The sequence below is a fragment of the Sphingomonas segetis genome, assembly GCF_009720245.1.
In the GTDB taxonomy this organism is placed as follows: Bacteria; Pseudomonadota; Alphaproteobacteria; order Sphingomonadales; family Sphingomonadaceae; genus Sphingomicrobium; species Sphingomicrobium segetis.
The window spans coordinates 1-24585 of the sequence record NZ_WJSQ01000022.1 but is presented as its reverse complement, the minus strand read 5'-3'; the positions used below and the strand labels follow the sequence as shown (position 1 = coordinate 24585).

The following is a 24585-nucleotide window of genomic DNA, read 5'->3' as shown; positions in this document are numbered from 1 at the left end:
GCACCAGCGTCGAGCAGTTGATGGAGCGGGCAGGAGCCGCGCTCGCCGAGGCGGTGTATCGCTTTGCCGGACCGATGCCGGCGCTCGTGCTGTGCGGCCCCGGCAACAACGGCGGCGATGGCTATGTCGCCGCGCGTCATCTGGCCGAGCGCGGCGTCGCTGTGCGGCTCGCCGCAACGGCGGAACCGAAGAGCGACCCCGGCAAATGGGCCCGCAGTCAGTGGACCGGCGATTTCGCAACGCTTTCGGACTCGACTGCGTCCGCGCCGATCGTCATCGACTGTCTGTTCGGAACCGGACTGAAATACGGACTTGAAGATCCTGTTTCAGAGCAACTTTCCCGGCTTTGCGAACAAGCCGTCATCAACATCGCGTGCGACCTGCCGAGCGGCGTCGAGAGCGATAGTGGGGCGGAGCTAAGCCCTGTCCCCGCGTTCGACATGACGGTCACGTTCGGCGCACTCAAGCTGGCGCACCTGCTTCATCCCGCGATGCACAAGTGCGGGCGCGTGGTGCTCGGAGACATCGGCATCGCGGCGGAGACGCGCTGGCACGAGATTGCGCCGCCCGAGCTTCCGCCGCTCGATCCGGGAGGGCACAAGTACGATCGGGGACTCGTCCACGCGCTCGCGGGCAAGATGCCCGGCGCCATTGCGCTCGCTGCGACGGCCGCGGCGAGAGCGGGCGCAGGCTATGTTCGGGTCAGCACGTCGCGCGACATCGACGGGCTTCCGGCTGCCATCGCCCAGACCGACACCGCGCCGGTGAACGACGACCGCATCGGGTGCCTGCTCGTCGGTCCCGGAATGGGTGACATCCCGCAAGTGTTGACGCTGGCGCTGACGTCGAACGCGCCGAAAGTGATCGACGCCGACGGGATCACCCATCTCGGTGAGCCCGAGCGGCTGATGGGCCAGGATGCGATCATCACGCCGCACGGCGGCGAATTCCGGCGGCTGTTCGGCGACATTGGCGGGACCAAGCCGGAGCGGGCGCTGGAAGCGGCGAAGCGGTCTGGCGCGGTGGTCGTTTTCAAGGGGCCGGACACGATAGTGGCGTCGCCTGACGGACGCCTTGGCTGCCGTCAGCCGGCGCCGGCATGGCTCGCGAGCGCAGGTAGCGGCGACGTTCTCGCCGGCATTATCGCGGCGTTGCGCGCGCGCGGGCTGCCGGCGTTCGATGCTGCCTGTGCGGGGGTCTGGCTCCAGGCCAGGGCTGCCGAAATTGCCGGGCCGCAGATGATCGCCGACGACCTTGCCGAAGCGGTCGGCGAGGCGATCGCCGCGCTCGGCTAGGCGCTTGCCCTTGCGCCGCGCCACGGCCATGCTGCTGACGAAGGTTAGCGGGGGATTTCGCAGATGAGCCTTAAATTGTTCGCGCCGCTGCTAGCGAGCACGGTGATGATGTCGTCCGCCGCATTGGCCGACGAGGGCATGTGGACGTTCGACAATTTTCCGATCGCTGCCGTCAACAAGGAGTACGGGACCCAGATCGACCAGGCGTGGCTCGATCACGTCCGCGGCGCGGCGGTGCGGCTTTCGACGGGATGCTCGGCTTCCGTGGTCACCGGCCAGGCGTTGGTGCTGACCAACAACCACTGCGTCGCCGGCTGCGCGCAGGACCTGTCGAGCAAGGGACACGATTTTTTCCAGGAAGGCTATATTGCCCACTCGCGCGCGGAAGAGCGCAAGTGCGGCGGGATGCAGGCGGAAATCCTGACCGCGATTAGCGACGTCACCGCGCAGATGCAGGCCGCCGGGCAGGGGCAGACAGGGGAGGCGCTGGTCAAGGCGCGCACCGCGGCCTCTTCGGCAATCGAGAAGCAGGCGTGCGGGGACGACGAGAAATTCCGCTGCCAGGTCGTCGACCTCTATCACGGCGGCCAGTTCAAGCTCTACAAATACCGCAAATATTCGGACGTCAGGCTGGTCTTCTCGCCCGGCTTCAAGGCCGCCTTCTTCGGCGGCGATCCCGACAATTTCAATTTTCCGAGATACGACCTCGATAGCGCGTTCGTGCGGCTCTACGAGAATGGCAAGCCCGTATCGACGCCGGATCACCTCAAGTGGAATGCATCGGCGCCGACCGCCGGCGAGCCGGTTTTCATCGCCGGCAATCCGGGCGGCACCGACCGCCAGTTGACCATCGCGCAGCTCGAGACGCAGCGCGACCTGCAAATCCCGATGACGCTCGTCCAATATGCCGAGCTTCGCGGCCGCCTGACCCGCTTCGGCGCGGAATCGCCCGAGCATGAGCGCATCGCCCAAGACCTGCTGTTCGGGCTCGAAAATTCGTACAAGGTCTATTTTGGCCGGTTGTTTGCGCTCAATGGCGGCGATCTCCTCTCGCAGAAGCAGGCGCAGGAAGCGGCGCTCCGTTTGAAAGTGCCGCAGCTCAATCTCGGAGCGGAGTTCGGCGATCCGTGGGCGACGATCGCAGGGGCGCAGGACGACCTCGCGGCGCTGTACCTGCCCTACCGTTTCGTCGAGCGCGGGCCGATCGGATCGGACCTGTTCGATTATGCGCGCAGCCTGGTCCGCGCCGCCGCCGAACGCCAGAAGCCGTCGGCCGAGCGCCTGCCGGGCTATTCGGACAGCCAGCTCCCGCTCCTCGAAAAGGAAGTGCTCGACGTGAAGCCCGTCCACGCGCCGCTTGAGCAGCTGCTTTTCGAATTCTGGCTTTCCAAGTCGCGGGAATATCTGACCGCCGACAATCCCTACACCAAGCTGCTGCTCGGCCGCGACAGCCCCGAGCATCTCGCGACCGTGCTCGCCGCCTCGAAGCTCGGCGATGCGGCGGTGCGCAAGAAACTTTGGGACGGCGGATGGGCTGCGGTGCAGGCGTCGGACGATCCCTTGATCAAGTACGTCCTCAGGATCGACCCCGAAGCGCGCAAGCTGCGGACCGAATGGGACAATCGCGTCGACGGCCCGATCAGCGCCGCGTCGGAAAAGATCGCCAAGGCGCGCTTCGCAGCGTTCGGCGATACGATCTATCCCGATGCGACCTTCACGCTGCGGCTCTCCTACGGAAAGATCGCAGGGTGGACGTATAATGGCGTCACCGTGCCGCCCTTCACCTACTTCAAGGGTCTGTACGAGCGCGCGACGGGCAAGGCGCCGTTCGACCTCGACCCGCGGTGGATCGCCGCCAAGGACAAGCTCAACTCGAACACGGTCTTTGATATCTCGACTACCAACGACATTATCGGCGGCAATTCGGGATCGCCGCTGATCAACGCCAGGGGTGAGGTGATCGGCGCGGTGTTCGACGGGAACATCCACAGCCTCGGCGGTAATTATGGCTACGACCCGGTGTTGAACCGCGCCGTGTCGGTGTCGGCGGCTGCCGTGAGCGAAGCGCTGCGTAAGGTCTATCATGCCGATGCGCTCGCCGATGAGCTTGCCGGGAGCTGAGCGCGCAAGCCGAATCCGTCCCGCCGGGCCATGAGCTGATCGTCCGCATCGCCGCGCGCGGCGACGGAGTGACGGCGAGCGGCCGCCACGCGCCGTTCGGGCTTCCCGGCGACGCCTTGCTCGACGACGGGGCTCTCGCCCCCGGGCCGCACCATCAGGAGCCGCCTTGCCGTCACTTCCCGGAATGCGGCGGGTGCCAGCTCCAGCATGCCGACGACGAGGCGTATCGCGGCTATCTCGTGTCGCGGGTCGAGACGGCGCTCGCGCAGCACGGGCTTCAGACTGAAATGCGCGAGCCGCATTTGTCACCGCCCTATTCGCGCCGGCGAGCGACGCTCCGGGCGCTGAAGGTCGGCAGCGGCGCGGTCCTCGGTTTCAACGCGGAGAAGTCGCACCGCATCGTCGACATGCGCGAATGCCATATCCTGAGGCCGGAGCTGTTCGCGCTCGTCGCGCCGCAACGGGAGCTTCTCGGCGGAGTGCTCCAGTCGAAACGTGCTGGCGAAGTGCAGCTGGTACTGATCGACCAGGGAGTGGATGTGCTGATCAAGGGCGTGCAGGCGGACGGTCTCGCAGCCATGGAACGGCTCAGCGCTTTTGCCATCCATCGCCGTCTTGCCAGGCTGAGCCTCGACCATGGGCTCGGGCCGGAGACGATTTTCGAACCCCAATCCGTCACCGTCACGCTGTCCGGCACGCCGGTGCAGTTCCCTGTCGGTGCTTTCCTCCAGGCGACCGAGGATGGGGAGGCGGTTCTGGCGGGCTGCGTCCGTGAAGTCGTCGAGGGAAGGATTGCCGACCTCTTCTCCGGCCTCGGCACCTTCGCGCTCGCGGTTGGCGCCGATTACGCCGCTGAGGCTTCGCGCGATGCCGCTGCCGCGCTCAAGCGGGCTGCGCCTCGCATCGAGGTCGAACATCGCGACTTGTACCGCCGACCGCTCGATCCTGCCGAGCTCGGCCGTTTCGACTCCGTGGTCATCGACCCCCCGCGCGCGGGCGCGGCCGAGCAGGCGAGGGCGCTCGCCGGCTCGTCGGTGGGCCGGATCGCCTATGTCAGCTGCAACCCCGCGACCTTCGCCCGCGATGCCAGAGCGCTCACGGACGGCGGCTACGCGCTCTCATGGGTTCGCCCGGTCGGGCAGTTCCGCTGGTCGACCCACGTCGAGCTCGCCGCCTGCTTCAGCCGATGATGCCGCAATCGTAGAGGATCTTCAGCCCGGCATGGGTGGTTAGCCCGAGCAGGCACAGCGACGCCAGGGTGAAGATCAGGAACCGCCAGGTGACGACGTTGACGGTCGCCTGGACGAGGCTGTGAATGATGCGCAGCCCGACATAGCCCCAGGCCAACCAATAATTGATGCCGCCGCCGAAGTTCATGAACGCGAGCGTCAGCGCGATCGCGTAGAAGATGGTCGGCTGCTCCATCAAGTGGGCGTAGTTGTGCGCTTTCCAGTTCGCCTCGTCGGGGATTGCGCCCTCGAGCGCATTTCCGCGAGTGCCGCGGCGACCCTGCAGGCTGATCCCCGCACGCTTCATCTCGCGGAAGCGGACTGCGTACATCCACAGCTGCATGAGGAGCGTCCAGGCGACCAGCGCCACGACGGGCGCGAGAATTGGGCTGTAGCCGTGCATGATTTTCCCCCTTCGTCATCCCGGCCTTGAGCCGGGATCCACCTTCTTAGCCGTCATCTGACAGAAGGTGGATCCCCGCTTTCCCGAGAACGACGACGGGTTGGTCGCCCTCAGTCGAACAGCTTTGCGAACTCGCGCTTCTTGCGGTTGCGCCAGGCGCCGCGGTGCCAGGCGTCGCTGGCCAGCAGCGGGAGCACGCTGGTCGCTTCGGCGAAGACCATCTGCTCCATCGCGGTCGAGACCTTGCCCCAGCTCGCCGCTTCCTGCAGCGTCGAGGACGAGCAGGCGCCGTCGCGCACGTCGGCGACGGTGATCTGCACCGCGTACTTGTGCACCTCGACATCGTCGTGGCCGAGGATTTCCGCACAAACCACAGTGTCCTGTGCGAAGTTCTTCGGAACGCCGCCGCCGATCATCAGCAGGCCCGTGGTGCCGGCCTTGATCTTGATGTCGGTGAGCTCGCGGAAGTCGGCGATGCTGTCCATCGTCATGTAGTGCCCGCCGCGCTTCATCGCGTCGACCTGGTGCTTGACCAGCCCGAAGCCGGCCGAGCTGTCGGTGAAGGCTGGGCAGAAGATCGGCACGTCATTCTCGTAGGCGAGCTGGACGAGGCTGCCGGATTTCTTGGCATTGCCCTCGCTCAGCCACTTGCCCATCTCGCGGATGAACGCGCGGCTCGAGTGGGGACGCGGTTCGAGGCTGTCGGCGATGAGGCCGATCGTATGGTCGCAATCCTGCAGCTGCTTTTCGTCGATATAGGTGTCGTAGATGCGATCGATGTAGAGCGACCGCAGCGTATCATCATTAGGGATTTCATTGGCTTGGTAGTGTTTGTGACCAAGCGCTTCGAAGAAATCCATGTCGACGATCGTCGCGCCGGTCGCCACGATCGCGTCGACCATGTTCGACTCCACCAGCTCGGCATAGAGGTCCATGCAGCCGCCGGCCGAGGTCGAGCCCGCGACGACCAGGATGATCGAGCAGGACGGATCCTCGAGCATCGTGTTGTAGATCTTGGTCGCTCGGGCGAGGTCGCGGCTGGTGAAGCTCATATGGCCCATTGCCTCGACGATCGGTCGGGCGTCGAACTTGGTGATGTCGATATGCTCGACCGGGCTCGACAGCAGCTCGGCCTTGCGCGTGTCGTTGATCCCGCCGGTGTCCTGGGTCTTGATCAGCGTGTCGGTTTCCATCTCGTGCTCCAATACGGTCTGTACCCCGGCGAAGGCGGGGGTACAGGTTTTCTCATTCTTGGGCTGGGCTCCGGCCTACGCCGGAGCACATGCGATTTAAAGCGTCACGACGTTCGAACGCGCGGGCGCGGTCGCTGCTCCGTAGAGGCTCGCCATCGGCTCGTCTTCGACGGTTGCGGAATCGACCACTCCGAAGCCGTTGAACTGGGTGCGCATCGCGCAGCCGTAGGCGCCGAGCATGCCGACCTCGATATAGTCACCGGCGCCCACATCGCCCGGAAGCTCGAACGGCCCGGCCATGCGGTCGAGATCGTCGCAGGTCGGCCCGTAGAAGCTGAAGCTCATCGGGCGCACGTGCGATTCCTCGCCCCGGACCAGCCGCACCGGATAGCGCCAGCCGATATGCGCCGCGTCGAACAGCGCGCCATAGGCGCCGTCATTGATGTAGAGCTCGTCGCCGCGGCGCTTTTCGACGCGGACGAGGACGCTCGCATATTCGGCACACAAAGCGCGACCCGGCTCGCACCACAGTTCGGCCGAATAACTGATCGGCAGCGATTCGAAGGTTTCGTGGATGACCGCGAAATAGGTCTCGAGCGGCGGCGGCTCCATCCCCGGATAGGAAGAGGGGAATCCGCCGCCGACGTCGACGATGTCGACCGTGACCGCCGCCTCGACGATCGCGGCGCGGACGCGGCTCATCGCTTCGGCATAAGCCGCGGGCGTCATCGCCTGGCTGCCGACGTGGAAGCAGATGCCGAGCGCGTCGGCGGCCTGCCGGGCGGCCATCAGAAGCGTGCTCACGTCGCGCGGGTCTGCCCCGAATTTCGAGGCGAGGCTGAGCTTGGCATGCTCGGAGCTGACGCGGATCCGCACCAGCAGGTTGAGGTCGGTCGCGGCGACGCCGTCACTGGCGGTTGCGCGCACGATCTTGTCGAGCTCTTCGTGGGTATCGAGGCTGAAGGTCCGGACGCCATGCTCGAAATAGGCCTCCGCAATGGCCTCCTCGGCCTTCACCGGGTGCATGAAGCACAGCGCCGCCTCGGGCAGCGTCTCGTGGACCAGCCGGATCTCGCCGATCGACGCTACGTCGTAGTGAGTCAGGCCCGCTTCCCACAGGATGCGCAGCAGGTCGGGCGAAGGATTGGCCTTCACTGCGTACAGCGAGCGCCCGGGAAACTTCTCCACGAAGAAGCGCGCAGCGCGCCGCGCGGCGTGCGGGCGCAGAAGCGTAACCGGCTCAACCGGTCGGAGACGGGCGATATCGGCAGCCCCCCGGCTGCCGGTCGGGGCGGTCGCTAGCCCCAGCGCGCGATGATGCTTGTGCAACTCAAGGGACCTCCAACGGGTACGTTCGACATAAAGCTGCCTTGCGGTTGGAAGTCCCATGGGGCAGCGGGAGCGCGATATATGTGCGGGGGTCCCCCCTGTAAAGATTATTTGGTCCGCGACTCGGGAATGCCCTGCGGTATGTCGCTGATCTGCAACGGCTAATCGAAAGGGTGAAATATCAACCAGTTACCGAAAGCCGCCACGGTCGAGCGTCAGGACGTGATCGACGCGGCCGCGCGGATCGAGGGGCTCGTCGAGCGCACGCCGCTGGTCGAAAGCGAGGTCGGCGGGACCCGTGTCTGGCTCAAATGCGAGTGCCTTCAGACGGGCGGCGCGTTCAAGCTGAGGGGCGCGAGCAACCGGCTGCTACAGCTCTCGCTCGAGGAGCGCGAGCGCGGCGTCGTCGCCTTCTCGTCGGGCAATCACGCGCGCGGCGTGGCCATCGCCGCCCGGCGGCTCGGCATCCGCGCGATCATCGTCATGCCAAGCGACGCTCCGCAGGTGAAGATGGACGGCACGCGAGGCGAGGGCGCGGAAATCATCTGCTACGACCGGCGGAGCGAGAGCCGTGAGGCGATTGCCGACCGCATATCCGAGGAGACTGGCGCCACGGTAGTGCCGAGCTTCGACGACCCGGCGATCGTCGCCGGTCAGGGTACCGTGGGTCTCGAGATTGTCGAACAGATGGGCCGCGCCCCAAAGCGGATCATCGTGCCGTGCGGCGGCGGCGGCCTCGGCTCCGGCATCGCGCTGGCGGTTCCCGAAGCGGAGATGGTCATCGTCGAGCCCGAAGGCTGGGACGACATGGCGCGTTCGCTGGAGCTCGGCGAGATCGTGCCTGTGGCGGCTGACGCGCCGGCTACCTTCTGCGACGCACTGCAGACCCCGCGCGTGTCGCCGATCACCTTCGCCATCCTGCGCGAGCGCGGGGCGACGGCGCTTTCGGTCAGCGATTCCGAAGTAGCGGAGGCTGTCCGGTTAGCGTGGGAACGGCACGAGCTGGTGGTCGAGCCGGGGGGAGCGGTCGCACTCGCGGCCTTGATGGCTCGCAAAGTGCCTCCGGTGGAAGATACGGTGGTGGTGCTCTCAGGAGCGAATGTCGATCCGGCGCTGTATGCGCGGATCGTCCGCGGCGGGATCTAAGCGACGTTCCGCGTCTTGTACTCGCCGGGCTCGACATGGGCCGGGCTCGACCGCTCTACCGCCTGGGTCAGCTCTTCGAGCTCGGCCGCGAGCGTCTTGAGCTCGCCGACGAGGAACCGGCGCTCGCCTTCGGCGATCGATTCCGAGGCGTCGATCAGCGTGTCGAGCATCATCGCGATGCACGGGAGGATGGTCTCCTCGATTCGCTCGAACGCCTCTTCGAGGCGCGCCTGCTGGTCCCCACTTGGCATGGCGGCCAATGTGGACCGATTTTGGTTAAGTCTTGGTGAAATCAGGAGCGGAAATGGAGAAGATTTCGGCGTTTGCCATGGGTTTGGCGATGGTCGCCGCGTTCCTGCTCGTGATCGGCGGCGTGAAGCTGGTGCTCGCCCGTCAGACCCGGGTCCGCGGCGTCCTGATGTTGGTCGCCGCAGCGGTGCTGGTCATGAACGTGATGATCTGGACGGTATAGCCGGCTTTACCGGATCGGTTGCGAGACGCATGTCGAGATAATCGTCGACTTCCTTCATCAGCTGGTCGAGCTCGTTGGCGAAGAAATGGTTCGCGCCGGGGATCAGCTCGTGGTGGATGGTGATGTGCCGCTGGGTCCTGAGCTTGTCGACCAGCTTCTGGACGGCGCTCGGGGTCACCACCTCGTCGGCCTCGCCCTGGATGATGATCCCCGACGAAGGGCAGGGTGCGAGGAAGCTGAAGTCGTACATGTTGGCGGGCGGGGCGATCGAGATGAAGCCGCGGATCTCCGGCCGTCGCATCAGCAGCTGCATGCCGATCCAGGCACCGAAGCTGACGCCCGCGACCCAGGTCGTTTCAGCCTCCGGGTGGATGCTTTGCACCCAGTCGAGCGCCGAGGCGGCGTCGGACAGCTCGCCGATGCCGTTGTCGAATACGCCCTGGCTTTTGCCGACGCCGCGGAAGTTGAAGCGGAGAGTCGCGAAGCCGCGCTTGACGAACGTCTGGTAGAGCAGCTGGACGATCTTGTTGTTCATCGTGCCGCCGGCCTGCGGGTGCGAATGGAGAATCAGCGCGACTGGGGCGCGGGGGCGGGTGCCGGGATGGAAACGGCCTTCAAGGCGTCCCTCGGGGCCGGGAAAAATGACTTCGGGCATTGGGTGCAAATTGCTCGCGAATGGAAATGTGGCCGTGCCTACGGGTGCGCCGTGGCGTCGGGTCCTATATAGGGGCGGCCCTTCAACTGGCAATCGGCAGGAATCGAGCGCTTTTCCAGGCATGAACGACCGGCTTTATTTCGACCATGCGGCGACCACGCCGGTGCTCTGCGAAGCGCGCGAGGCGATGGACCGCGCTCTCGAAAGTTGGGCGAACCCGAGCTCGCCTCACGCCGACGGGCGCCGCGCGCGCGCCGCTCTCGAAGAGGCGCGGCACACGATCGCAGCCGCGCTCGAATGGCGGCATGACGTCATCCTTACATCAGGCGCGAGCGAGGCGATCCAGATTGCCGCAGCGCGCGCCAGGTCGGCGCGGCGGATCGTCGTCGGGCCGACCGAGCACGACGCGGTGATCGCCGCGATGGGCAATTCGGCCGAGGTGCTGACGGTCGGTGCCGACGGCCTGATCGAAATGACCGCGCTGCAGGATGCGTTGGCTGGAGACCCTGCGCTGGTCGCGATCCAGCTGGTCAACAACGAGACCGGCATCATCCAGCCGATCGAGCGTATTTACGAGGCCGTGAACTCCACAGGATCGCTGCTGCTGTGCGACTGCGCGCAGGCGGCGGGCAAGATCGCGCTGCCGGACGCGGATTTCGTTGCGGTCTCGGGGCACAAGTTCGGAGCTCCGCCGGGGGCGGGCGCGCTGCTGGTCAAGGATTTCGGCACGCTCGCGCCGAGCGGCGGGCAGGAGCGCGGCTATCGGCGCGGGACCGAGAACCTGCCGGCCGCTGCTGCGATGGCGGCAGCACTCGAAAGCCGCGCCTTCGCCATGGCCATGCCGCGGCTCGAAACGCTGCGTCAGCACCTCGAAAATGAAATCGTCGGCTCGGGCGGGCTCATCATTGCCGCCGGAGCGCCAAGGATCGCGACCATTGGCGCCTACGCCATGCCGGGCGTCGCCAGCGCGAGTCAGCTCGTCCAGCTCGACCTCGCGGGCATCTCGGTCTCTGCTGGCAGCGCCTGCTCGTCGGGAAGCATGAAGCCAAGCCGCGTGCTCGCGGCGATGGGCATTTCGGAAGAGATCGCCTCTTCGGTCATCCGGGTGAGCTTCGGCCCGTCGACCGCCGAGCGCCACATCGATCGCTTTGTCGGCGAATGGCGGAAGATCGCGGCTCGTGCGAAGGCGCAGGCCGCATGATCTACCTCGATTACCAGGCGACCACTCCGGTCGCGCCGGAGGTCGGCGAGGCGATGCTGCCATGGATCGAGGAGAAGTTCGCCAACCCGCATTCGCCCTCGCGCTGGGGCCATGAAGCGGAAGCCGCGATCGAAGTCGCGCGCAAGCGCGTCGGCGAAGCGATCGGTCTGAAGGGCGGCAGCGTCGCCTTTACCGGAAGCGCGACCGAAGCGCTCAATTGGGCGCTCAAGGGGACCGTCGAGAAGGCGCCGAAGGGTCGCAACAGGATCATCACCGTCGCGACCGAACATGCAGCCGTGCTCGACACCTGCGAGTGGCTCGCGGGGCAGGGGGCCGACCTCACCGTCCTGCCGGTCCAGCCGGATGGTCGGCTCGACCTCGATCTGCTTGTCCGCGAGCTCGACGATCGCGTGCTGATCGTTGCTGCAATGCAGGTGAACAACGAGATCGGCGTCACCCAGCCGATTTCGGAGATCGCCGGCATGGTGCACCGGGCGGGGGCGCTGATGCTGTGCGACGCCGTCCAGGCGCTGGGGCGGGTCGAAATTTGCGAGGGGCCGGACCTGGTCGCCGTGTCCGCTCACAAGATTCATGGGCCCAAGGGCATCGGCGCCTTGTGGATGCGCAAGGGAGCCGAACCGGCACCGCTGATTCATGGCGGCGGCCAGGAGCGGGGGCTTCGCTCCGGCACTTTGTCCCCGGCGTTGTGCGTCGGTTTCGGCGCGGCGGCGAGGCTAGCCGGTGATCGCCGGCCGCACGATCGCGACCATGTCGAGAGACTGTGGGAGGCGGCAGTCGCAGCGCTCGGTTCTGGCTGGACGATCAACGGGAGCACTCGCCACCGCTACAAGGGAAATCTCAATATCCGCCGCGAAGGCCTTGATGGAGCGCGGCTAATCGCTGATCTGCGCGACATCGCTTTCTCCCTCGGCTCGGCCTGCGCGAGCGGCTCCGGGCGACCGAGCCACGTGCTTCGCGCACTCGGGCTCGGCGACCGCCAGGCGCGCTCCTCGATCCGGCTCGGCTTCGGCCGCTATACGACCGGGGAGGAACTGGTCGACGCCTGCCGGCGCATTGCCGCACATGCCACGGCGCAGGAGAAGCTCGAGGCGTGACTTTGGTGCGCTTTCTCAAGGCCGACGGCACGCTCGACAAGGAAGTGGAGGCCCAAGCCGGGCAGCGGCTGCTCGACGTCGCGTGGGCGGCGCGCGAGCCGCTCGAGGGTGCGTGCGAGGGAGTGATGGCCTGTTCGACCTGCCACGTCATCGTCGATGCCCCAGACTTCGAGAAGCTGCCCTCGGCCAGCGAGGAAGAGGAAGACCTCCTCGACCTCGCCGCGCACGCGACACGGACGTCCCGCCTCGCCTGCCAGATCATCCTCACGGAGGCGATGGAGACGCTCTCTGTCCGCATTCCGCCCGGCGCCAGAAACTGGATGGGCCGTTAGGGGCCGGTCGGAAGCGGATTGCCGATGCGATCGTCGCCCGGCTCGTTGTGCTTCGGCCGGCGGCCGTCGAGCGGCGGCTCGGGCCGGAGAGCCTGGAGCTGCGTCAGGGTGAGGCTCCCGCGGTGCGTGCTGTCGAGGAGCTGGAACCGGGCGAGCGCCGCCTGGCGGAACTCCTCGAGCGAGATGCCGCGGTTGAAGTCCGCGTCCGCGGCGGCGACCGGCTCCGGGATGTTGAGCAGGCCGTAGCGGGCGGCGCCCTGAAGCGAGCCCCCGAAGCCGAGGCTCGCATAGTCCCGGTCTCGGCGCCGCTTCCGGTCGCGCGGCTTTTCCAGATAGACATCAACGTCGCGCGCGGTCGCGGGCTCTCCCGGAGGCCGCCGAGTCCTCGACATCACCTGGATTTCGGGTGCGATCTCATATTCGTAATTGGCGATCTCGTCCGGGTCGATCTCCCCGTCCGGGTTGGTGTCGAGCCTGCGAAAGAAGCGCTCGGCGTCGGCCTGCATCTCGCCGGCCGTGAGCAACCCGTCGTGGTTGGCGTCCGCCTGCCGGAACCAGTCGGCGAGCGTGTCGTCACTGGTCGTGCGGGCGCGGAACGGCTCGCCCATCGGACTGATGAATGGAGCCCAGGCGTGGCCGGTCACGTTGATCGGCGCGGAGGGCGACAGCGCCGCGGGTGCGAGCAGGCTGAGGAGGAGGGCGGAAAGGGGCATCGGTTCAGGCTAGCCAAGTCCACCCGTTCGCGTGAACAGCGAATGAAGAAAGAGGCTCGCCCGAACAACTTGCGCGGGGCGAAGGCTTCCACCATATGCCCCCTCGGAAGTCGGCGGACGGCGCTGTCGCCAACCTGGTCAGGTCCGGAAGGAAGCAGCCACAACGATTTGGTGCCGGGTCGTCGGCTTCCACCTCTCACCTTCCGCTGGAATTAGTCGCCGCAACAGCCTTATTGTCATCGCCTTCCAACGACGGGGGTGATCATGAAGCTGGCTGTCCCGATTCTTCTTTGTGCGATCATGTTCTCGGCCGAGGCGCCTGCGGCACCGCAATCGTCCTCGCCATTCCTCGGCCGCTGGAGTGTCGATGTCGCCAAGCTGCCGCTCCCGCCCGAGCAGCGCCCGAAAAGCGCAACCATGACATTCAGCGACGCCGGCGGCGGCAAATGGACGACCGTCGTCGACATCGTCGCTCCCGACGGCTCGGTGGTCCGCTCCGTATCCACCTATCCGCTGGACGGCACTCCGTCGCCGGTCACGCCCGATGGCGAATATGACCATGTCGCCATAACCATGCCGATTCCGAACGTTCTGATCATGGCGCTGAGCAAGCAGGGCACCCCCGGCACGACACGCATCTTCACGCTGTCGCCGGACGGCAAGACGGACATCGAAACCCACGTCTACCAGACGGCACAAGGCCCACTCTCGATGAAAACAGCCGAGTGGAAGCGTCTTCCGTAAGGCTTCGACAGCGGGCGAGACGGCACCTAAATAGGTACCAATGACCGATTCACCGCCCGAAGAGCCGGCGCTAGGCCTCGACCTGCCGGAAGCAAGTGCGCCGGCTGTCACTAGCCCCTACCGTGTCCTCGCCCGCAAGTACCGGCCGCAGACCTTTGCCGAGCTGATCGGGCAGGATGCGATGGTGAAGACGCTCGCCAATGCGATCGAGCGCGGGCGGATCGCCCATGCCTTCCTGCTCACAGGGGTACGCGGGGTCGGCAAGACCTCGACCGCGCGGCTGATCGCCAAGGCGCTCAACTGCGTCGGACCGGACGGGCAGGGCGGGCCGACGATCACGCCGTGCAACGTGTGCGAGCCGTGCCGCTCGATTGCCGAGGGGCGGCACATCGACGTGATCGAAATGGACGCCGCCTCGCACACTGGCGTCGACGACATCCGCGAGATCGTCGACGCGGTTCGCTACGCGTCGGTCAGCGCGCGCTACAAGATCTACATCATCGACGAAGTCCACATGCTTTCAAAGAACGCTTTCAATGCCTTGCTGAAGACCCTTGAGGAACCGCCTGAGCATGTGAAGTTCCTGTTCGCTACCACCGAGGTTGACAAGGTGCCGGTCACGGTTCTGTCACGCTGCCAGCGTTTCGACCTCAGGCGCATTCCGGCCGAGAAACTCGCCGCCCATTTCGCCGATGTGTCCAGGGCCGAGCGGGTGGAGGTCGAGCCCGACGCGCTGGCGATGATCGCCAACGCCGCAGAGGGTTCCGCCCGCGACGGGCTCTCGATCCTCGACCAGGCCATCGCTCACGGCGCGGGCGCAGTCACTGCCGAGCAGGTCCGCGACATGCTCGGTCTTGCCGACCGTGCGCGTATCCGTCGGCTGCTCGAGTTGGTGCTGTCGGGCGATGCGCCGGGGGCGCTCGCGGCGCTTGACGAAGCTCATGCGCTCGGGATCGATCCGACGCAGCTGCTGCGCGGGCTGATGGAGAGCTTGCACGCGGCCACCCGCGCCAAGGCCGGTGCGAACGTCGGTGCGCTCCAGTCCGACGAAGAACGCGAGAGCGCCGAAGCCATGGCCGGCCAACTGGGCTGGGGCACGATTCACCGGCTGTGGCAGATGCTGCTGAAGGGCCTTCAGGACGTGGACTCCGCTCCGGACCCGCGCGAGGCCGCTGAAATGGCGCTGCTTCGGCTGATCCATGCCGCTGACATGCCCGACCCCGCTTCGCTGGTTGCCAGGCTGAGCGGCCACGGTGCCGACTCCGCGCCGGCCGCCGTGCCCGTGGGGAACAGCTCCGGTGCCGTCGCCCGAATACCGGCGGATTTCCGCGCATTGATCCAGCTCCTCGAGGACAAGGGCAAGCACCAGCTCGCCGTCCAGCTCCACGACCAGGTCGGGTTGGTCCGCTATGCCCCGCCCGAACTGGTGCTGAGGCCGGCGCGGCCGCTCGGGGGCGATTGGCCGCGGGAGTTCGCCGCGATCCTCAAGGCGGTGACCGGCGCGAGCTGGGAGGTGTCGCTTTCCGACGAGCCCGGCGAGGCTTCTTTGCTCGATCAGGAGAAAATGGCGAAGGAGCGCGTTCGCGCAGATGTGCTCGCAGACCCGAACGTCCGCGCGGTGATGGACGCGTTCCCCGACGCCGAACTCGAAACCTTTTCAACGAGAGGCAGCTGACATGCCCGAATTGCCCGATTTCGACGAAATTATGAAAATGGCGCAGAATGCGCAGGCCGAGCTTCAGAAGGCGCAGGACAATCTCGACAAGATCGAGGTTGAGGGCGCGGCCGGCGGCGGACTGGTGAAGATCCGGGCGACGGCAAAGGGCCGGATCCTCGGCGTCGACATCGACGAAAGCCTCCTTCAACCCTCGGAAAAGACGATGGTCGAAGATTTGATCGCCGCCGCGATCAGCGACGCGCGCGCCAAGGCCGACTCCGCGGCGGCGCAGGAAATGGAGAAGATGCAAGGCACGCTTCCGCTCCCGCCGGGATTCAAGCTGCCCTTCTGATTCCACGCGAAGACGCGAGGCCGCGAAGAAGAAAGGATTGGTTCGCGCAGAAACGCGGAGACGCAGAGAGGCCGAGGACTCGGCGTGCGGCAGCACTAATCAATTCGGTTGCAGCTGCGCCCACCTGATCGAATTGTTGCTTCCGCGAGCCCTTCGCCACGTCTCTGCGCCTCTGCGTCTCCGCGCGAGAACTACCTTCTTCGGGGCTTCGCGTGAATCGATACCAGCGCTGGAAAAAGCGCCTCGCGTGCCCTAACTGGCTGACAACTCTCCAGACACTCAATTCCGAAGGAACGCCGCGACCCCATGGCCGCCCAATATGCTTATGTGATGAAGGACATGACCAAGTCCTTCCCCGGCGCCCAGAAGCCGGTGCTGAGCCACATCAACCTGCAATTCTACCACGGCGCCAAGATCGGGATCGTCGGCCCGAACGGCGCCGGCAAGTCGACCTTGATGAAGATCATGGCCGGCATCGACAAGGACTACCAGGGCGAGGCCTGGCCCGGCGAGAACATCACCGTCGGCTACCTGCCGCAGGAGCCGCAGCTCGACCCCAGCAAGAACGTGCTCGAGAACGTCAAGGACGGCGCACGCGAGGTCGCCGACATGGTCGACCGCTTCAACGCCATTTCGGCGGAGATGGGCGATCCGAAGGACGACACCGATTTCGACGCGCTGATGGAGGAGATGGGCGATCTCCAGGGCAAGATCGACGCGGTCGACGGGTGGACTCTCGACAATCAGCTCGAGGTCGCCATGGAGGCGCTTCGCTGCCCGCCGTCCGACTGGTCGGTCGACAAGCTGTCGGGCGGCGAAAAGCGCCGCGTCGCGCTCACCCGGCTGCTCATCCAGAAGCCGTCGATCCTGCTGCTCGACGAGCCCACCAACCATCTCGACGCCGAGAGCGTCCAGTGGCTCGAGAACCACCTCAAGGAATATCCCGGCGCGGTGCTGATGATCACCCACGACCGCTATTTCCTCGACAATGTGGTGAGCTGGATTCTCGAGCTCGATCGCGGGAAATACTTCCCCTACGAGGGCAATTATTCGACCTACCTCGAGAAGAAGGCGAAGCGGCTCGAGCAGGAGGAGCGCGAGGAGTCGGGGCGCCAGAAGGCGATCAAGGACGAGCTCGAGTGGATCCGCCAGGGCGCCAAGGCCCGCCAGACCAAGTCCAAGGCGCGGATCGCCAAGTTCGACCAGCTCGTCGCGGCGCAGGAGAAGCACGTCCCGGGCAAGGCGGAAATCCTGATTCAGGTGCCCGAGCGGCTCGGCGGCAAGGTCATCGACGTGAAGAACGTCAGCAAGGCTTACGGCGACAAGTTGCTGTTCGAGGACCTGAGTTTCACCCTTCCGCCAGGCGGGATCGTCGGAGTGATCGGCCCGAATGGCGCCGGCAAGTCGACCTTGTTCAAGATCATCACCGGCCAGGAGCAGCCCGACTCGGGGGAGGTCGACATCGGGCCGACCGTGCACCTCGGCTACGTCGACCAGAGCCGCGATCATCTCGATGGTTCGAAAAACGTGTGGGAAGAGATTTCCGACGGGCTCGACTACATGAAGGTCAACGGCCACGACCAGTCGACGCGGGCCTATGTCGGCGCCTTCAACTTCAAGGGCCAGGACCAGCAGAAGAATGTCGGCAAGCTCTCTGGCGGCGAGCGCAACCGCGTCAACATCGCCAAGATGCTCAAGCGCGGCGGCAACGTGCTGCTATTGGACGAGCCGACTAACGACCTCGACGTCGAGACCCTCGGCGCGCTCGAGGAGGCGATCGAGAATTTCGCGGGTTGCGCGGTAGTCATCAGCCACGACCGCTTCTTCCTCGACCGACTGGCAACGCACATCCTCGCGTTCGAAGGCGACAGCCGAGTCGAATGGTTCGAGGGGAATTTCCAGGCGTACGAAGAGGACAAGGTGCGGCGGCTCGGTGAGGAAGCGACGCGGCCGCACCGGACGAGCTACCGGAAATTGACGCGGTGACGGTGTTCGATGAAAAGCGTGCGCTTGAGTACATCGCCTCTTGTGATGATGTCGAGAAAGTGCGTTCCATCGCTCGAAAAACGAACGGAAAATATGACGGTATAGAACGGGCCGCACTGCGACGCGTGGTTGCCCTGGAATCAAAGGGAACGCCCGGCACTGTGGAGTACGACTGTTGGCAAATGATATTGGCCGTCGAAGAAATACGCCGGCAGGTCCGGGGCCGCAAATCGCCCATGAATCGCCTTCGACCAAAGATCGAGCGTGAGGGAGAAAGGGCTGCTCTGGAGTATCTAGCTCTCCACGAGAGTGATGGCTTTCGAGAGGTGCTGGAGTACGGGCTGCCTGAATTGTCAGCAGAAGCAATCGTCATCCGTCATGGCGAACCGACCTTTTCAGCCAAAGCGCTCAGAAGTGCGCGCGAACGACTAGAAAACGCAGGCTTTGATCCAGACCAAAACGCGAGAAACTGATCAACCGGCCTTCTTCCCCACCGAGGCCGATTTCCGCCATTGGCTCGAAGCCAATCACGAAGCCGCGCCCGAGTTGCTCGTCGGCTTCTGGAAGAAAAGCAGCGGCAAACCCTCGATCGACTGGCCGCAGGCACGGGACCAGGCGCTTTGCTTCGGCTGGATCGACGGGGTGCGCAGGTCGCTCGGCGAGGACGCCTACACCATCCGCTTCACGCCGCGGCGCAAGGGCAGCATCTGGAGCAAGGTGAACGTCGAGCGCTTCGAACCGCTCACGTCCGCCGGGCTGATGACGGCGGCAGGACAGGCCGCCTACGAGCGCGACAAGCATCGAAGCGGCATCTACTCGTACGAGAAGCCGCTCGCGGAGCTCACAGCCGAGGAAGAGGCGCTCTTCCGCAAGAACAAGGCGGCGTGGGCGGACTGGGAGAAGCGGCCGCCCGGCTACCGCAAGACCGTGCTCGGCTGGGTCGCCGGCGCGAAGCGGCCCGAAACGCGCGCCAAGCGCCTGCGCGAGCTGATCGCCGTCAGCGAGGAAGGGCGGCGGCTCCCGCAATATGATTGGCAGAAGAAGCCATGATTGTGCTCACCGGACCGCTGAAGATATGGGCCAATGACGAGGGCAGGATGCACTTCATGTCCGTGCCCGAAGCGCTCTCGGCGGAAATTCGTGCGCATGCGTTGATGGTGCGGCGCGGGTTCGGCTCCGTGAAGGTCGAGGTAACGCTCGATGACGTTACCTGGCGGACATCCGTCTTCCCGTCGAAGAGCAGCGGCGGCTATTTCCTGCCGGTGAAGATCGATGTCATGCGCAAGGCCTGCATCGCCGCCGGAGACGAGGTCACCGTCGAACTTCAGCTACTCTGAGGAATCGACCCTGGCGACGAGGTAACGGTCGCGGCCCAGCTGCCGTGAGAGGGCTGGAAATGTAGGATATCGGCTGTCAAATGCGCTCCGGCTCCTTGGATCGGCGGATCGGAAGCGGATGCGGCGGACCGGCTGACGAAATCCTCCCCGTCAGTGCGAACATTCGCGAACATTCGCCAGGGTCAGGTTTCCGCTACTCCGACGGATTGCCGCCGGAGGATTTGTCGGCCGGGTGCCGCGCCGGATAGCGCTGCTGGTGGTCGATGTCGTCCTGCTTGTCGACGCCTTCCATCGCTTCGGGGTCGCGGACGCGTTCGAGCTCTGCCTGGGTGGCGATGTCCTCCTGGAGATTGCCGCCGGACGTTCCACCCTGGCTGGGTGCCGGCTCGGCACGGTCGAGGATGTCGCTGTCGTCGTTCTCGCGGGCGGTTTCGGTGCGGCGATTGTCCATGGCTCACTCCTTCTCGCGAAGGAACGGCCCATTCCGAGCGCTGTTCCGGCGTTCGCGGCGAGACTGAGCAGCCGCTTAGGCCTCGCGCTGCCTCGCCAGCTCGCCGGCGGTCCGCTCGTAGCCTTCGGCCATGGTGCCGAGGATGTCGGAGACTTCGCGGTTGAAGGTCGCGTCGGCAAGGCGGCGGCAGCGCTCCGCCTCGACATTCAGCGCCTCGGCCTGCTCGTCGCTCACGTCCACGAGCAGGTTGATCGCGCCGGTGAACTTACCGTCCGGGTCGAACAACGGGCTCGGGTAGGGGCGGAAGGCGACGCGCGAGCCATCGGGCCGCAACGCAATCGCGACCTTCCCGCGTACCTCGCGCCGTTCGCGGATCGTCTCCGCCATGGGGCATTCGTCGTGCGGCAGGAACTCGCCTTCGGTGGTGTAGATGCGCCAGGTCACGCACCAGCGATCCTCGCCGAGTTGCGGCACTCGGCCGGCGAGATCGACGCACGCGCGGTTCCAGTAGGTGACCGCGCCCTCGGCATCGGTGGTGTAGATCGGCGCCGGAAGCTCATCGAGGACCGAGCGCCAGTCCCCCGCAGAGGCAAGAGCGTTCAGCGCCTCGTCGAGCAGGCGCTCGGGATGTTGTGCAGGCAAGCTTGCCCCAGTCCGGATGCAATTCAGGTTGGACCCCCCAACCGGTTTCACGCGCGGCGGTTCCGGCATGACGCTAAAATTACGCGAGCGTTGCACGGGAACAACAGCGCTCGAATCGGTGCGCCGGCGAAATATCTGTGGATGATCAATCCACAGTGTCCCCGATCAGCGCAGCCGCTTCACCAGCAGCCGTCCGTCGTCGCCCGACTTCACTTCGAAGTTCGGCACGGCCTTGATGAGGTCGGAGAGACGCGTGAAACCGTAGTTACGCGCGGCGAAGCTGGAGACCGCCTTGGCGCGCTGGCCGAGCTCTGAGAGCGTCGTGTAGCCCTCCTCGTTGCGCTTCGAGGCTTTGTAGGCCGATCCGAGCACCTGGAGCAGCTCGGTGTCGACCGGGCGCTGGCCCTTGCCGGCGGTCGGCTGATCGAGCTGGTCGTCCTCGAGCGCGAGCGCGCCGACGTCGAAAAAGCGCGTGCACGCCTGCTGGAAGGAGACCGGGGTCTTGGCGGTGCCGAAGCCGTAGACCTGCAATCCCTCCTCGCGGATGCGTTGCGCGAGCGGGAGGAAGTCGCTGTCCGAGGACATGATTCCGAAGCCGTCGACTTTGCCGCGATAGAGCAGGTCCATGGCGTCGATCGTCATCCGCATGTCGGTCGCGCTCTTGCCCTTCACCACGTCGAACTGCTGCATCGGCACGATCGAGTGGCTGCCGGTAAGGTTGCCCCAGCCCTTGAGGCTCGCCTTGGCCCAGTTGCCGTAGGCCCGCCGGATGTTGATCGTGCCGAGCTCACCGAGCACGAGCAGGACTTCGTCGAGATGGTCGGGGCTGGCGTTGTCGGCATCGATCAGAAGGGCGACGTTGGCTTCCTGTTCGGGCAGGCGATCGCGCATCCTCAACTCCTCCTCTTCGGCCCCTCTAGCGCGGCATCGCGGAATGGCCACTGTTGAACGCGCCGCGCTCCACGGAGCCAAACGGCGGATAATCGGTGCGGGAACGAAACGCCGTCTGATGCACTATTAGCGGATCAGGGGGCGGCGTTGTTGAAGGGACGAGAGAAATGAGGAAGCTAGGTCTTGCAGTCCTTGCCGCCGCGAGTGTGTCGGTAGCAGGGTGCGCAACTTATCCAAACCAGTACGGGAATCCGTACGGGTACAATAATGGCTATTACAACAACGGTTATGGCCAGCCTTATTATGGCAACAACCAGGCCGGTAATGCCGTCACCGGCGCCGCGATCGGCGCTGCGGGCGGAGCGATCGCCGGCGCGGTTCTTCCGGGCCTGAAGCCTGGCACCGGCGCCATTGCCGGCGCCATCCTCGGCGGCGTGCTCGGCGCGACCGTCAATGGCAGGCAATATTACCGCGATACGCGCGGCTATTGCTACTACGTCGACCAGTACGGGCAGCCGCACTACAGCTACGACATTCGCTGCTAGGCGCGCCTGATCCCATTCTGTTGAGTGAGCCGGTTCGACGGGGCGGAGGGTTTCCTCCGCCCCGTCGCTTGCTGTGCGCCCCCGGTTCATTCCGTTTTCGCCACGGCTCACGGACGTTCGGACGGGCTGCGGGAACGAAACTGCCGTGAGCGCACTGGATTGCAGGGGTTTGCGCCACCTTGGAGGACCATCACATGAAAAGTCTGCTGATCTCGGCTGCTGCAGCGAGCAGCTTAGCCCTAGGCGGCTGCGCGACCACGCCGGCCTACGACCATGCCGTTGCCAGCACGGCGACCGGAGCCGCAATCGGCGCAGGTGCCGGTGCGCTCGCCGGCTCGGTTCTCCCGGGCATCGGCACCGGCGCTGGAGCGATCGTCGGCGGAGCGCTCGGCGCTGCCGTCGGGGCGGTCGTAGGAGGCAAGCAATATTATCGCGATACCCGCGGCTATTGTTATTATGTCGACCAGTACGGACAGCCACATTACAATTACAACGTAAGGTGCTAACCGACACTGCTTAGACGGGGTGGAAGGTTCCTTCCGCCTCGTCCAGCAGGTACAGCCGTCCCTCGGAAATCGCGAAATGGGCGCCGTGGAGCTTCAGCCGGCCGTCCTTCTCGCGCTCCGCGATCCAGGGAAACGTACGGAGGTTCGCGAGGCTGACCTTCACCGCTTCCTGCTCCATGTCGAGGAACGCATCGCGATCCAGCTCCGCATGGCGGGCCCGGACCTTGTCGCGGGCCCGATCGAGCATCCGCACCCAGTCCGCGATGAACTGTCCGTGCCCGGGCCGCCGGTCGTCGAATGCCCCGGTGAGTGCAGCCGAGCAGCCGCCGCACATGCCATGACCCATGACCAGGATCTCGCCGACCTCGAGCTGGGTCACCGCGAACTCGAGCGCCGCTGAGACGCCATGATGGCCGCTACTGGTCTCGTAAGGCGGTGCGAGCGCGGCGATGTTGCGGGCGACGAACATCTCGCCTGGCCGGGCGTCGAAGATTTGCGCTGGATCGCTTCGGCTGTCGGCGCACGCGAGGATCATCACTTCGGGACTTTGCCCCTCGGCCAGCTCCGCCCAGCGTTCGCGTTCCTGCGGCCATCGATTGTCGCGGAAGCGGCGATAGCCTTCGATCAGCTGTTTCATGTACGGCATGCATCTGCGCTAAACGCAGCCGGGCAGGGCTGGCAAGGGCTGCACCCACTCGCTATCTGGCTCGCATGAACCTCCCCGCCGCAATCCCTTCCAAGCAGCGCAAGCCCGACTGGATACGGGTCAAGGCGCCGGTCAGCGAAGGATATCACGCGACGCGGCGGCTGATGCGCGAGCTCAACCTCGCCACCGTGTGCGAGGAAGCCGCCTGCCCCAACATCGGCGAGTGCTGGACCAAGAAGCACGCCACGGTGATGATCCTCGGCGACACCTGTACGCGCGCCTGCGCCTTCTGCAACGTCAAGACAGGGATGCCCCGCCCGGTCGATCCGCTGGAGCCGGAGCATGTCGCGACGGCGGCCGCCGAGCTCGGGCTGGAGCATATTGTCGTGACCTCCGTCGACCGTGACGACCTCGTCGACGGGGGCGCATCGCAGTTCGTCAAGGTGATCGAGGCACTGCGCCGGAACACGCCCAAGACGACCATCGAGATCCTGACGCCCGACTTCCGCAACAAGAGCGAGGCGGCGGTGGATGCGATCGTCGAGGCCGGGCCCGACGTCTACAACCACAATCTCGAGACGGTGCCGCGGCTTTATCCGACCATCCGGCCGGGCGCGCGCTATTACGCGTCGCTGAGGCTGCTCGAGAGCGTGAAGCGCAAGGCGCCGCACATCTTCACCAAGTCGGGCCTGATGGTCGGGCTCGGCGAGCAGAGGCTCGAGGTGCACCAGGTCATGGACGACATGCGCTCGGCCGGAGTCGATTTCCTGACGATGGGTCAATATCTGCAGCCGACTCCGCGCCACGCGAAGGTCGAGGAGTTCGTCACGCCGCAGGCGTTCGAGGCTTATGCGGCGATCGCGCGTGCCAAGGGATTCCTGCTGGTCGCTGCTTCGCCGCTGACGCGGTCGAGCTATCACGCGGGCGACGATTTCAAGAAGATGCAGGCGGCACGCCTGGCGCAGCTGGAGCGTTCGAAAGGCTGATGCCGCGCCACAGCGAAAGCCGCCACTTGCCGTACACGCCCGAACAATTGTTCGACATGGTCGCCGATGTCGCCCGCTACGACGAATTCCTGCCGTGGGTGGTCGCCGTGCGCGTGCGCTCGTCTAGCGAGAAGGAAACGGTCGCCGATCTCGTCGTCGGCTTCAACGCGTTCAAGGAGCGGTTCACCAGCAAGGTCCTCAAGGACCGCCCGCACCGCATCTGCGTCGATTATGTGGAAGGCCCGCTCAAGTTCCTTCACAACGAATGGACGTTCGAGCGGGCGCCGGACGGCGGCACGAACCTTCATTTCGCGGTCGATTTCGCGTTCAAGTCGCGGCTGTTCGAAACCCTTGCCGGTGCGATGTTCGACCGGGCGCTGAGGCGCATGACCAATGCTTTCGAGCAGCGCGCCGCGGCGCTCTACGGCATCAGCAGGTCGAGCGCGCAGAGCGCCGCCTGAAGCCGCACGCCCGAGCGGGTCTTTTCGTCGAAGAATTTCTGGTCGGCGACGATCTTCGCGGGGTCGGCGTCGCGCTCGGCGCGGGCGAACACCACGGTCCCGACCGGCTTCGACGGAGTCCCGCCGCCGGGCCCGGCGATGCCGGTGATAGCGACCGCGACATCCGCGTCGGACGCC

At 65.5% G+C, this 24585-nt stretch carries 30 protein-coding genes and 1 other RNA gene; 20 read left to right on the top strand and 11 right to left on the bottom strand.

The genetic code is table 11. The features are described 5' to 3' along the window. From GH737_RS03880 to GH737_RS03870, 3 genes are all read left to right on the top strand, one after another. The coding region (locus GH737_RS03880; RefSeq protein ID WP_155263544.1) for an NAD(P)H-hydrate dehydratase at positions 1-1295 on the top strand (1295 nt) is incomplete at its 5' end. Between the two features lie 63 nt (positions 1296-1358). Continuing rightward, the gene (locus GH737_RS03875) at positions 1359-3416 is read left to right on the top strand and encodes a S46 family peptidase (protein ID WP_230558612.1); all 2058 of its coding nucleotides are present in this window, start codon (positions 1359-1361) and stop codon (positions 3414-3416) included. A 68-nt stretch (positions 3417-3484) separates the two neighbouring features. Further along, positions 3485-4606, top strand: coding sequence for a class I SAM-dependent RNA methyltransferase (locus tag GH737_RS03870; protein ID WP_230558611.1), 1122 nt, complete (start codon positions 3485-3487; stop codon positions 4604-4606). Here GH737_RS03870 and GH737_RS03865 read toward each other — a convergent pair. From GH737_RS03865 to GH737_RS03855, 3 genes are all read right to left on the bottom strand, one after another. After that, positions 4596-5048, bottom strand: a complete 453-nt coding sequence (locus GH737_RS03865) for an MAPEG family protein (protein ID WP_155263542.1) — start codon at positions 5046-5048, stop codon at positions 4596-4598. The two genes, GH737_RS03870 and GH737_RS03865, sit on opposite strands and share 11 nt — an antisense overlap. A 110-nt stretch (positions 5049-5158) precedes the next feature. Beyond that, positions 5159-6241, bottom strand: coding sequence for a 1,9-bis(guanidino)-5-aza-nonane synthase (locus GH737_RS03860; RefSeq protein WP_155263541.1), 1083 nt, complete (start codon positions 6239-6241; stop codon positions 5159-5161). A gap of 96 nt (positions 6242-6337) precedes the next feature. Next, positions 6338-7570 carry a type III PLP-dependent enzyme gene (locus GH737_RS03855; RefSeq protein ID WP_196232966.1) on the bottom strand — a complete coding sequence of 411 codons (1233 nt, stop codon included), beginning with the start codon at positions 7568-7570 and terminating at the stop codon, positions 6338-6340. A 222-nt stretch (positions 7571-7792) separates the two neighbouring features. On the opposite strand from GH737_RS03855, the gene GH737_RS03850 reads away from it, so the two are divergent. Then, positions 7793-8716: a threonine ammonia-lyase gene (locus GH737_RS03850; RefSeq protein WP_155263539.1), complete on the top strand. Its 924-nt coding sequence runs from the start codon at positions 7793-7795 to the stop codon at positions 8714-8716. Here the strand turns inward: GH737_RS03850 and GH737_RS03845 are convergent. After that, entirely contained in the window at positions 8713-8967 is a 255-nt protein-coding gene (locus tag GH737_RS03845; RefSeq protein WP_155263538.1) for a hypothetical protein, read from the bottom strand. The genes GH737_RS03850 and GH737_RS03845 overlap by 4 nt on opposite strands. 53 nt (positions 8968-9020) lie before the next feature. Between GH737_RS03845 and GH737_RS15125 the strand changes: the two genes are divergently transcribed. Then, positions 9021-9188 (top strand): hypothetical protein, encoded by a 168-nt coding sequence (locus tag GH737_RS15125; protein ID WP_196232965.1) that lies wholly within the window; start codon positions 9021-9023, stop codon positions 9186-9188. Here the strand turns inward: GH737_RS15125 and GH737_RS03840 are convergent. Continuing rightward, on the bottom strand, positions 9160-9843 hold the full coding sequence (locus GH737_RS03840; protein ID WP_155263537.1) for an alpha/beta hydrolase: 684 nt from the start codon (positions 9841-9843) through the stop codon (positions 9160-9162). The genes GH737_RS15125 and GH737_RS03840 overlap by 29 nt on opposite strands. A gap of 121 nt (positions 9844-9964) precedes the next feature. Between GH737_RS03840 and GH737_RS03835 the strand changes: the two genes are divergently transcribed. Genes GH737_RS03835 through GH737_RS03825 form a run of 3 tightly spaced genes read left to right on the top strand, consistent with a single transcriptional unit; the run spans position 9965 to position 12491 of the window. Beyond that, positions 9965-11044 (top strand): cysteine desulfurase family protein, encoded by a 1080-nt coding sequence (locus GH737_RS03835; RefSeq protein WP_155263536.1) that lies wholly within the window; start codon positions 9965-9967, stop codon positions 11042-11044. Further along, on the top strand, positions 11041-12159 hold the full coding sequence (locus GH737_RS03830; protein ID WP_155263535.1) for a cysteine desulfurase family protein: 1119 nt from the start codon (positions 11041-11043) through the stop codon (positions 12157-12159). The genes GH737_RS03835 and GH737_RS03830 overlap by 4 nt, the downstream gene beginning before the upstream one ends. Continuing rightward, entirely contained in the window at positions 12156-12491 is a 336-nt protein-coding gene (locus GH737_RS03825) for a 2Fe-2S iron-sulfur cluster-binding protein (RefSeq protein WP_155263534.1), read from the top strand. Before GH737_RS03830 ends, GH737_RS03825 begins: the two co-directional genes overlap by 4 nt. Here the strand turns inward: GH737_RS03825 and GH737_RS03820 are convergent. Further along, positions 12488-13204, bottom strand: a complete 717-nt coding sequence (locus tag GH737_RS03820; RefSeq protein ID WP_155263533.1) for an EF-hand domain-containing protein — start codon at positions 13202-13204, stop codon at positions 12488-12490. The genes GH737_RS03825 and GH737_RS03820 overlap by 4 nt on opposite strands. 102 nt (positions 13205-13306) lie before the next feature. Between GH737_RS03820 and ffs the strand changes: the two genes are divergently transcribed. From ffs to GH737_RS03780, 8 genes are all read left to right on the top strand, one after another. Next, positions 13307-13401: signal recognition particle sRNA small type (ffs, locus tag GH737_RS03815), an RNA gene on the top strand. 67 nt (positions 13402-13468) lie between these two features. Beyond that, positions 13469-13948, top strand: coding sequence for a hypothetical protein (locus GH737_RS03810; protein WP_155263532.1), 480 nt, complete (start codon positions 13469-13471; stop codon positions 13946-13948). 40 nt (positions 13949-13988) lie between these two features. Continuing rightward, entirely contained in the window at positions 13989-15623 is a 1635-nt protein-coding gene (locus GH737_RS03805) for a DNA polymerase III subunit gamma/tau (protein ID WP_155263531.1), read from the top strand. 10 nt (positions 15624-15633) lie between these two features. Beyond that, positions 15634-15957, top strand: a complete 324-nt coding sequence (locus GH737_RS03800; RefSeq protein ID WP_155263546.1) for a YbaB/EbfC family nucleoid-associated protein — start codon at positions 15634-15636, stop codon at positions 15955-15957. 306 nt (positions 15958-16263) lie between these two features. Next, positions 16264-17943, top strand: coding sequence for an energy-dependent translational throttle protein EttA (gene ettA, locus GH737_RS03795; protein ID WP_155263530.1), 1680 nt, complete (start codon positions 16264-16266; stop codon positions 17941-17943). 2 nt (positions 17944-17945) lie between these two features. Beyond that, positions 17946-18416, top strand: coding sequence for a hypothetical protein (locus GH737_RS03790; protein WP_196232964.1), 471 nt, complete (start codon positions 17946-17948; stop codon positions 18414-18416). Next, positions 18388-18993, top strand: a complete 606-nt coding sequence (locus GH737_RS03785) for a YdeI/OmpD-associated family protein (protein ID WP_230558610.1) — start codon at positions 18388-18390, stop codon at positions 18991-18993. Before GH737_RS03790 ends, GH737_RS03785 begins: the two co-directional genes overlap by 29 nt. Continuing rightward, entirely contained in the window at positions 18990-19280 is a 291-nt protein-coding gene (locus GH737_RS03780) for a DUF1905 domain-containing protein (RefSeq protein WP_155263528.1), read from the top strand. The genes GH737_RS03785 and GH737_RS03780 overlap by 4 nt, the downstream gene beginning before the upstream one ends. 193 nt (positions 19281-19473) lie before the next feature. Here GH737_RS03780 and GH737_RS03775 read toward each other — a convergent pair whose 3' ends face one another. The 3 genes from GH737_RS03775 to GH737_RS03765 all read right to left on the bottom strand — a co-directional run bounded on the left by GH737_RS03775 (position 19474) and on the right by GH737_RS03765 (position 21264). Then, on the bottom strand, positions 19474-19731 hold the full coding sequence (locus GH737_RS03775) for a hypothetical protein (protein WP_155263527.1): 258 nt from the start codon (positions 19729-19731) through the stop codon (positions 19474-19476). A gap of 75 nt (positions 19732-19806) precedes the next feature. After that, entirely contained in the window at positions 19807-20373 is a 567-nt protein-coding gene (locus GH737_RS03770) for a PAS domain S-box protein (protein WP_196232963.1), read from the bottom strand. A gap of 165 nt (positions 20374-20538) precedes the next feature. Further along, a complete protein-coding gene (locus GH737_RS03765; protein WP_155263525.1) occupies positions 20539-21264 on the bottom strand; it encodes an NYN domain-containing protein in 726 nt (241 codons plus the stop codon). Between the two features lie 167 nt (positions 21265-21431). On the opposite strand from GH737_RS03765, the gene GH737_RS03760 reads away from it, so the two are divergent. Together GH737_RS03760 and GH737_RS03755 are read left to right on the top strand one after the other, a co-directional pair. Continuing rightward, positions 21432-21809, top strand: coding sequence for a hypothetical protein (locus tag GH737_RS03760; RefSeq protein WP_155263524.1), 378 nt, complete (start codon positions 21432-21434; stop codon positions 21807-21809). 194 nt (positions 21810-22003) lie between these two features. After that, complete coding sequence (locus GH737_RS03755; protein ID WP_155263523.1) at positions 22004-22315, top strand: hypothetical protein; 312 nt, start codon at positions 22004-22006, stop codon at positions 22313-22315. 10 nt (positions 22316-22325) lie between these two features. On the opposite strand, the gene GH737_RS03750 is transcribed toward GH737_RS03755, so the two are convergent. Next, the gene (locus GH737_RS03750; protein WP_155263522.1) at positions 22326-22961 is read right to left on the bottom strand and encodes a carbonic anhydrase; all 636 of its coding nucleotides are present in this window, start codon (positions 22959-22961) and stop codon (positions 22326-22328) included. Between the two features lie 65 nt (positions 22962-23026). On the opposite strand from GH737_RS03750, the gene lipA reads away from it, so the two are divergent. Next, positions 23027-23947 carry a lipoyl synthase gene (lipA, locus tag GH737_RS03745; RefSeq protein WP_155263521.1) on the top strand — a complete coding sequence of 307 codons (921 nt, stop codon included), beginning with the start codon at positions 23027-23029 and terminating at the stop codon, positions 23945-23947. Continuing rightward, a complete protein-coding gene (locus GH737_RS03740) occupies positions 23947-24408 on the top strand; it encodes a type II toxin-antitoxin system RatA family toxin (protein WP_155263520.1) in 462 nt (153 codons plus the stop codon). Before lipA ends, GH737_RS03740 begins: the two co-directional genes overlap by 1 nt. Here the strand turns inward: GH737_RS03740 and GH737_RS03735 are convergent. Then, a partial coding sequence (locus GH737_RS03735; RefSeq protein ID WP_196232962.1) for a CinA family protein occupies positions 24369-24585 on the bottom strand: 217 nt, incomplete at its 5' end. The two genes, GH737_RS03740 and GH737_RS03735, sit on opposite strands and share 40 nt — an antisense overlap.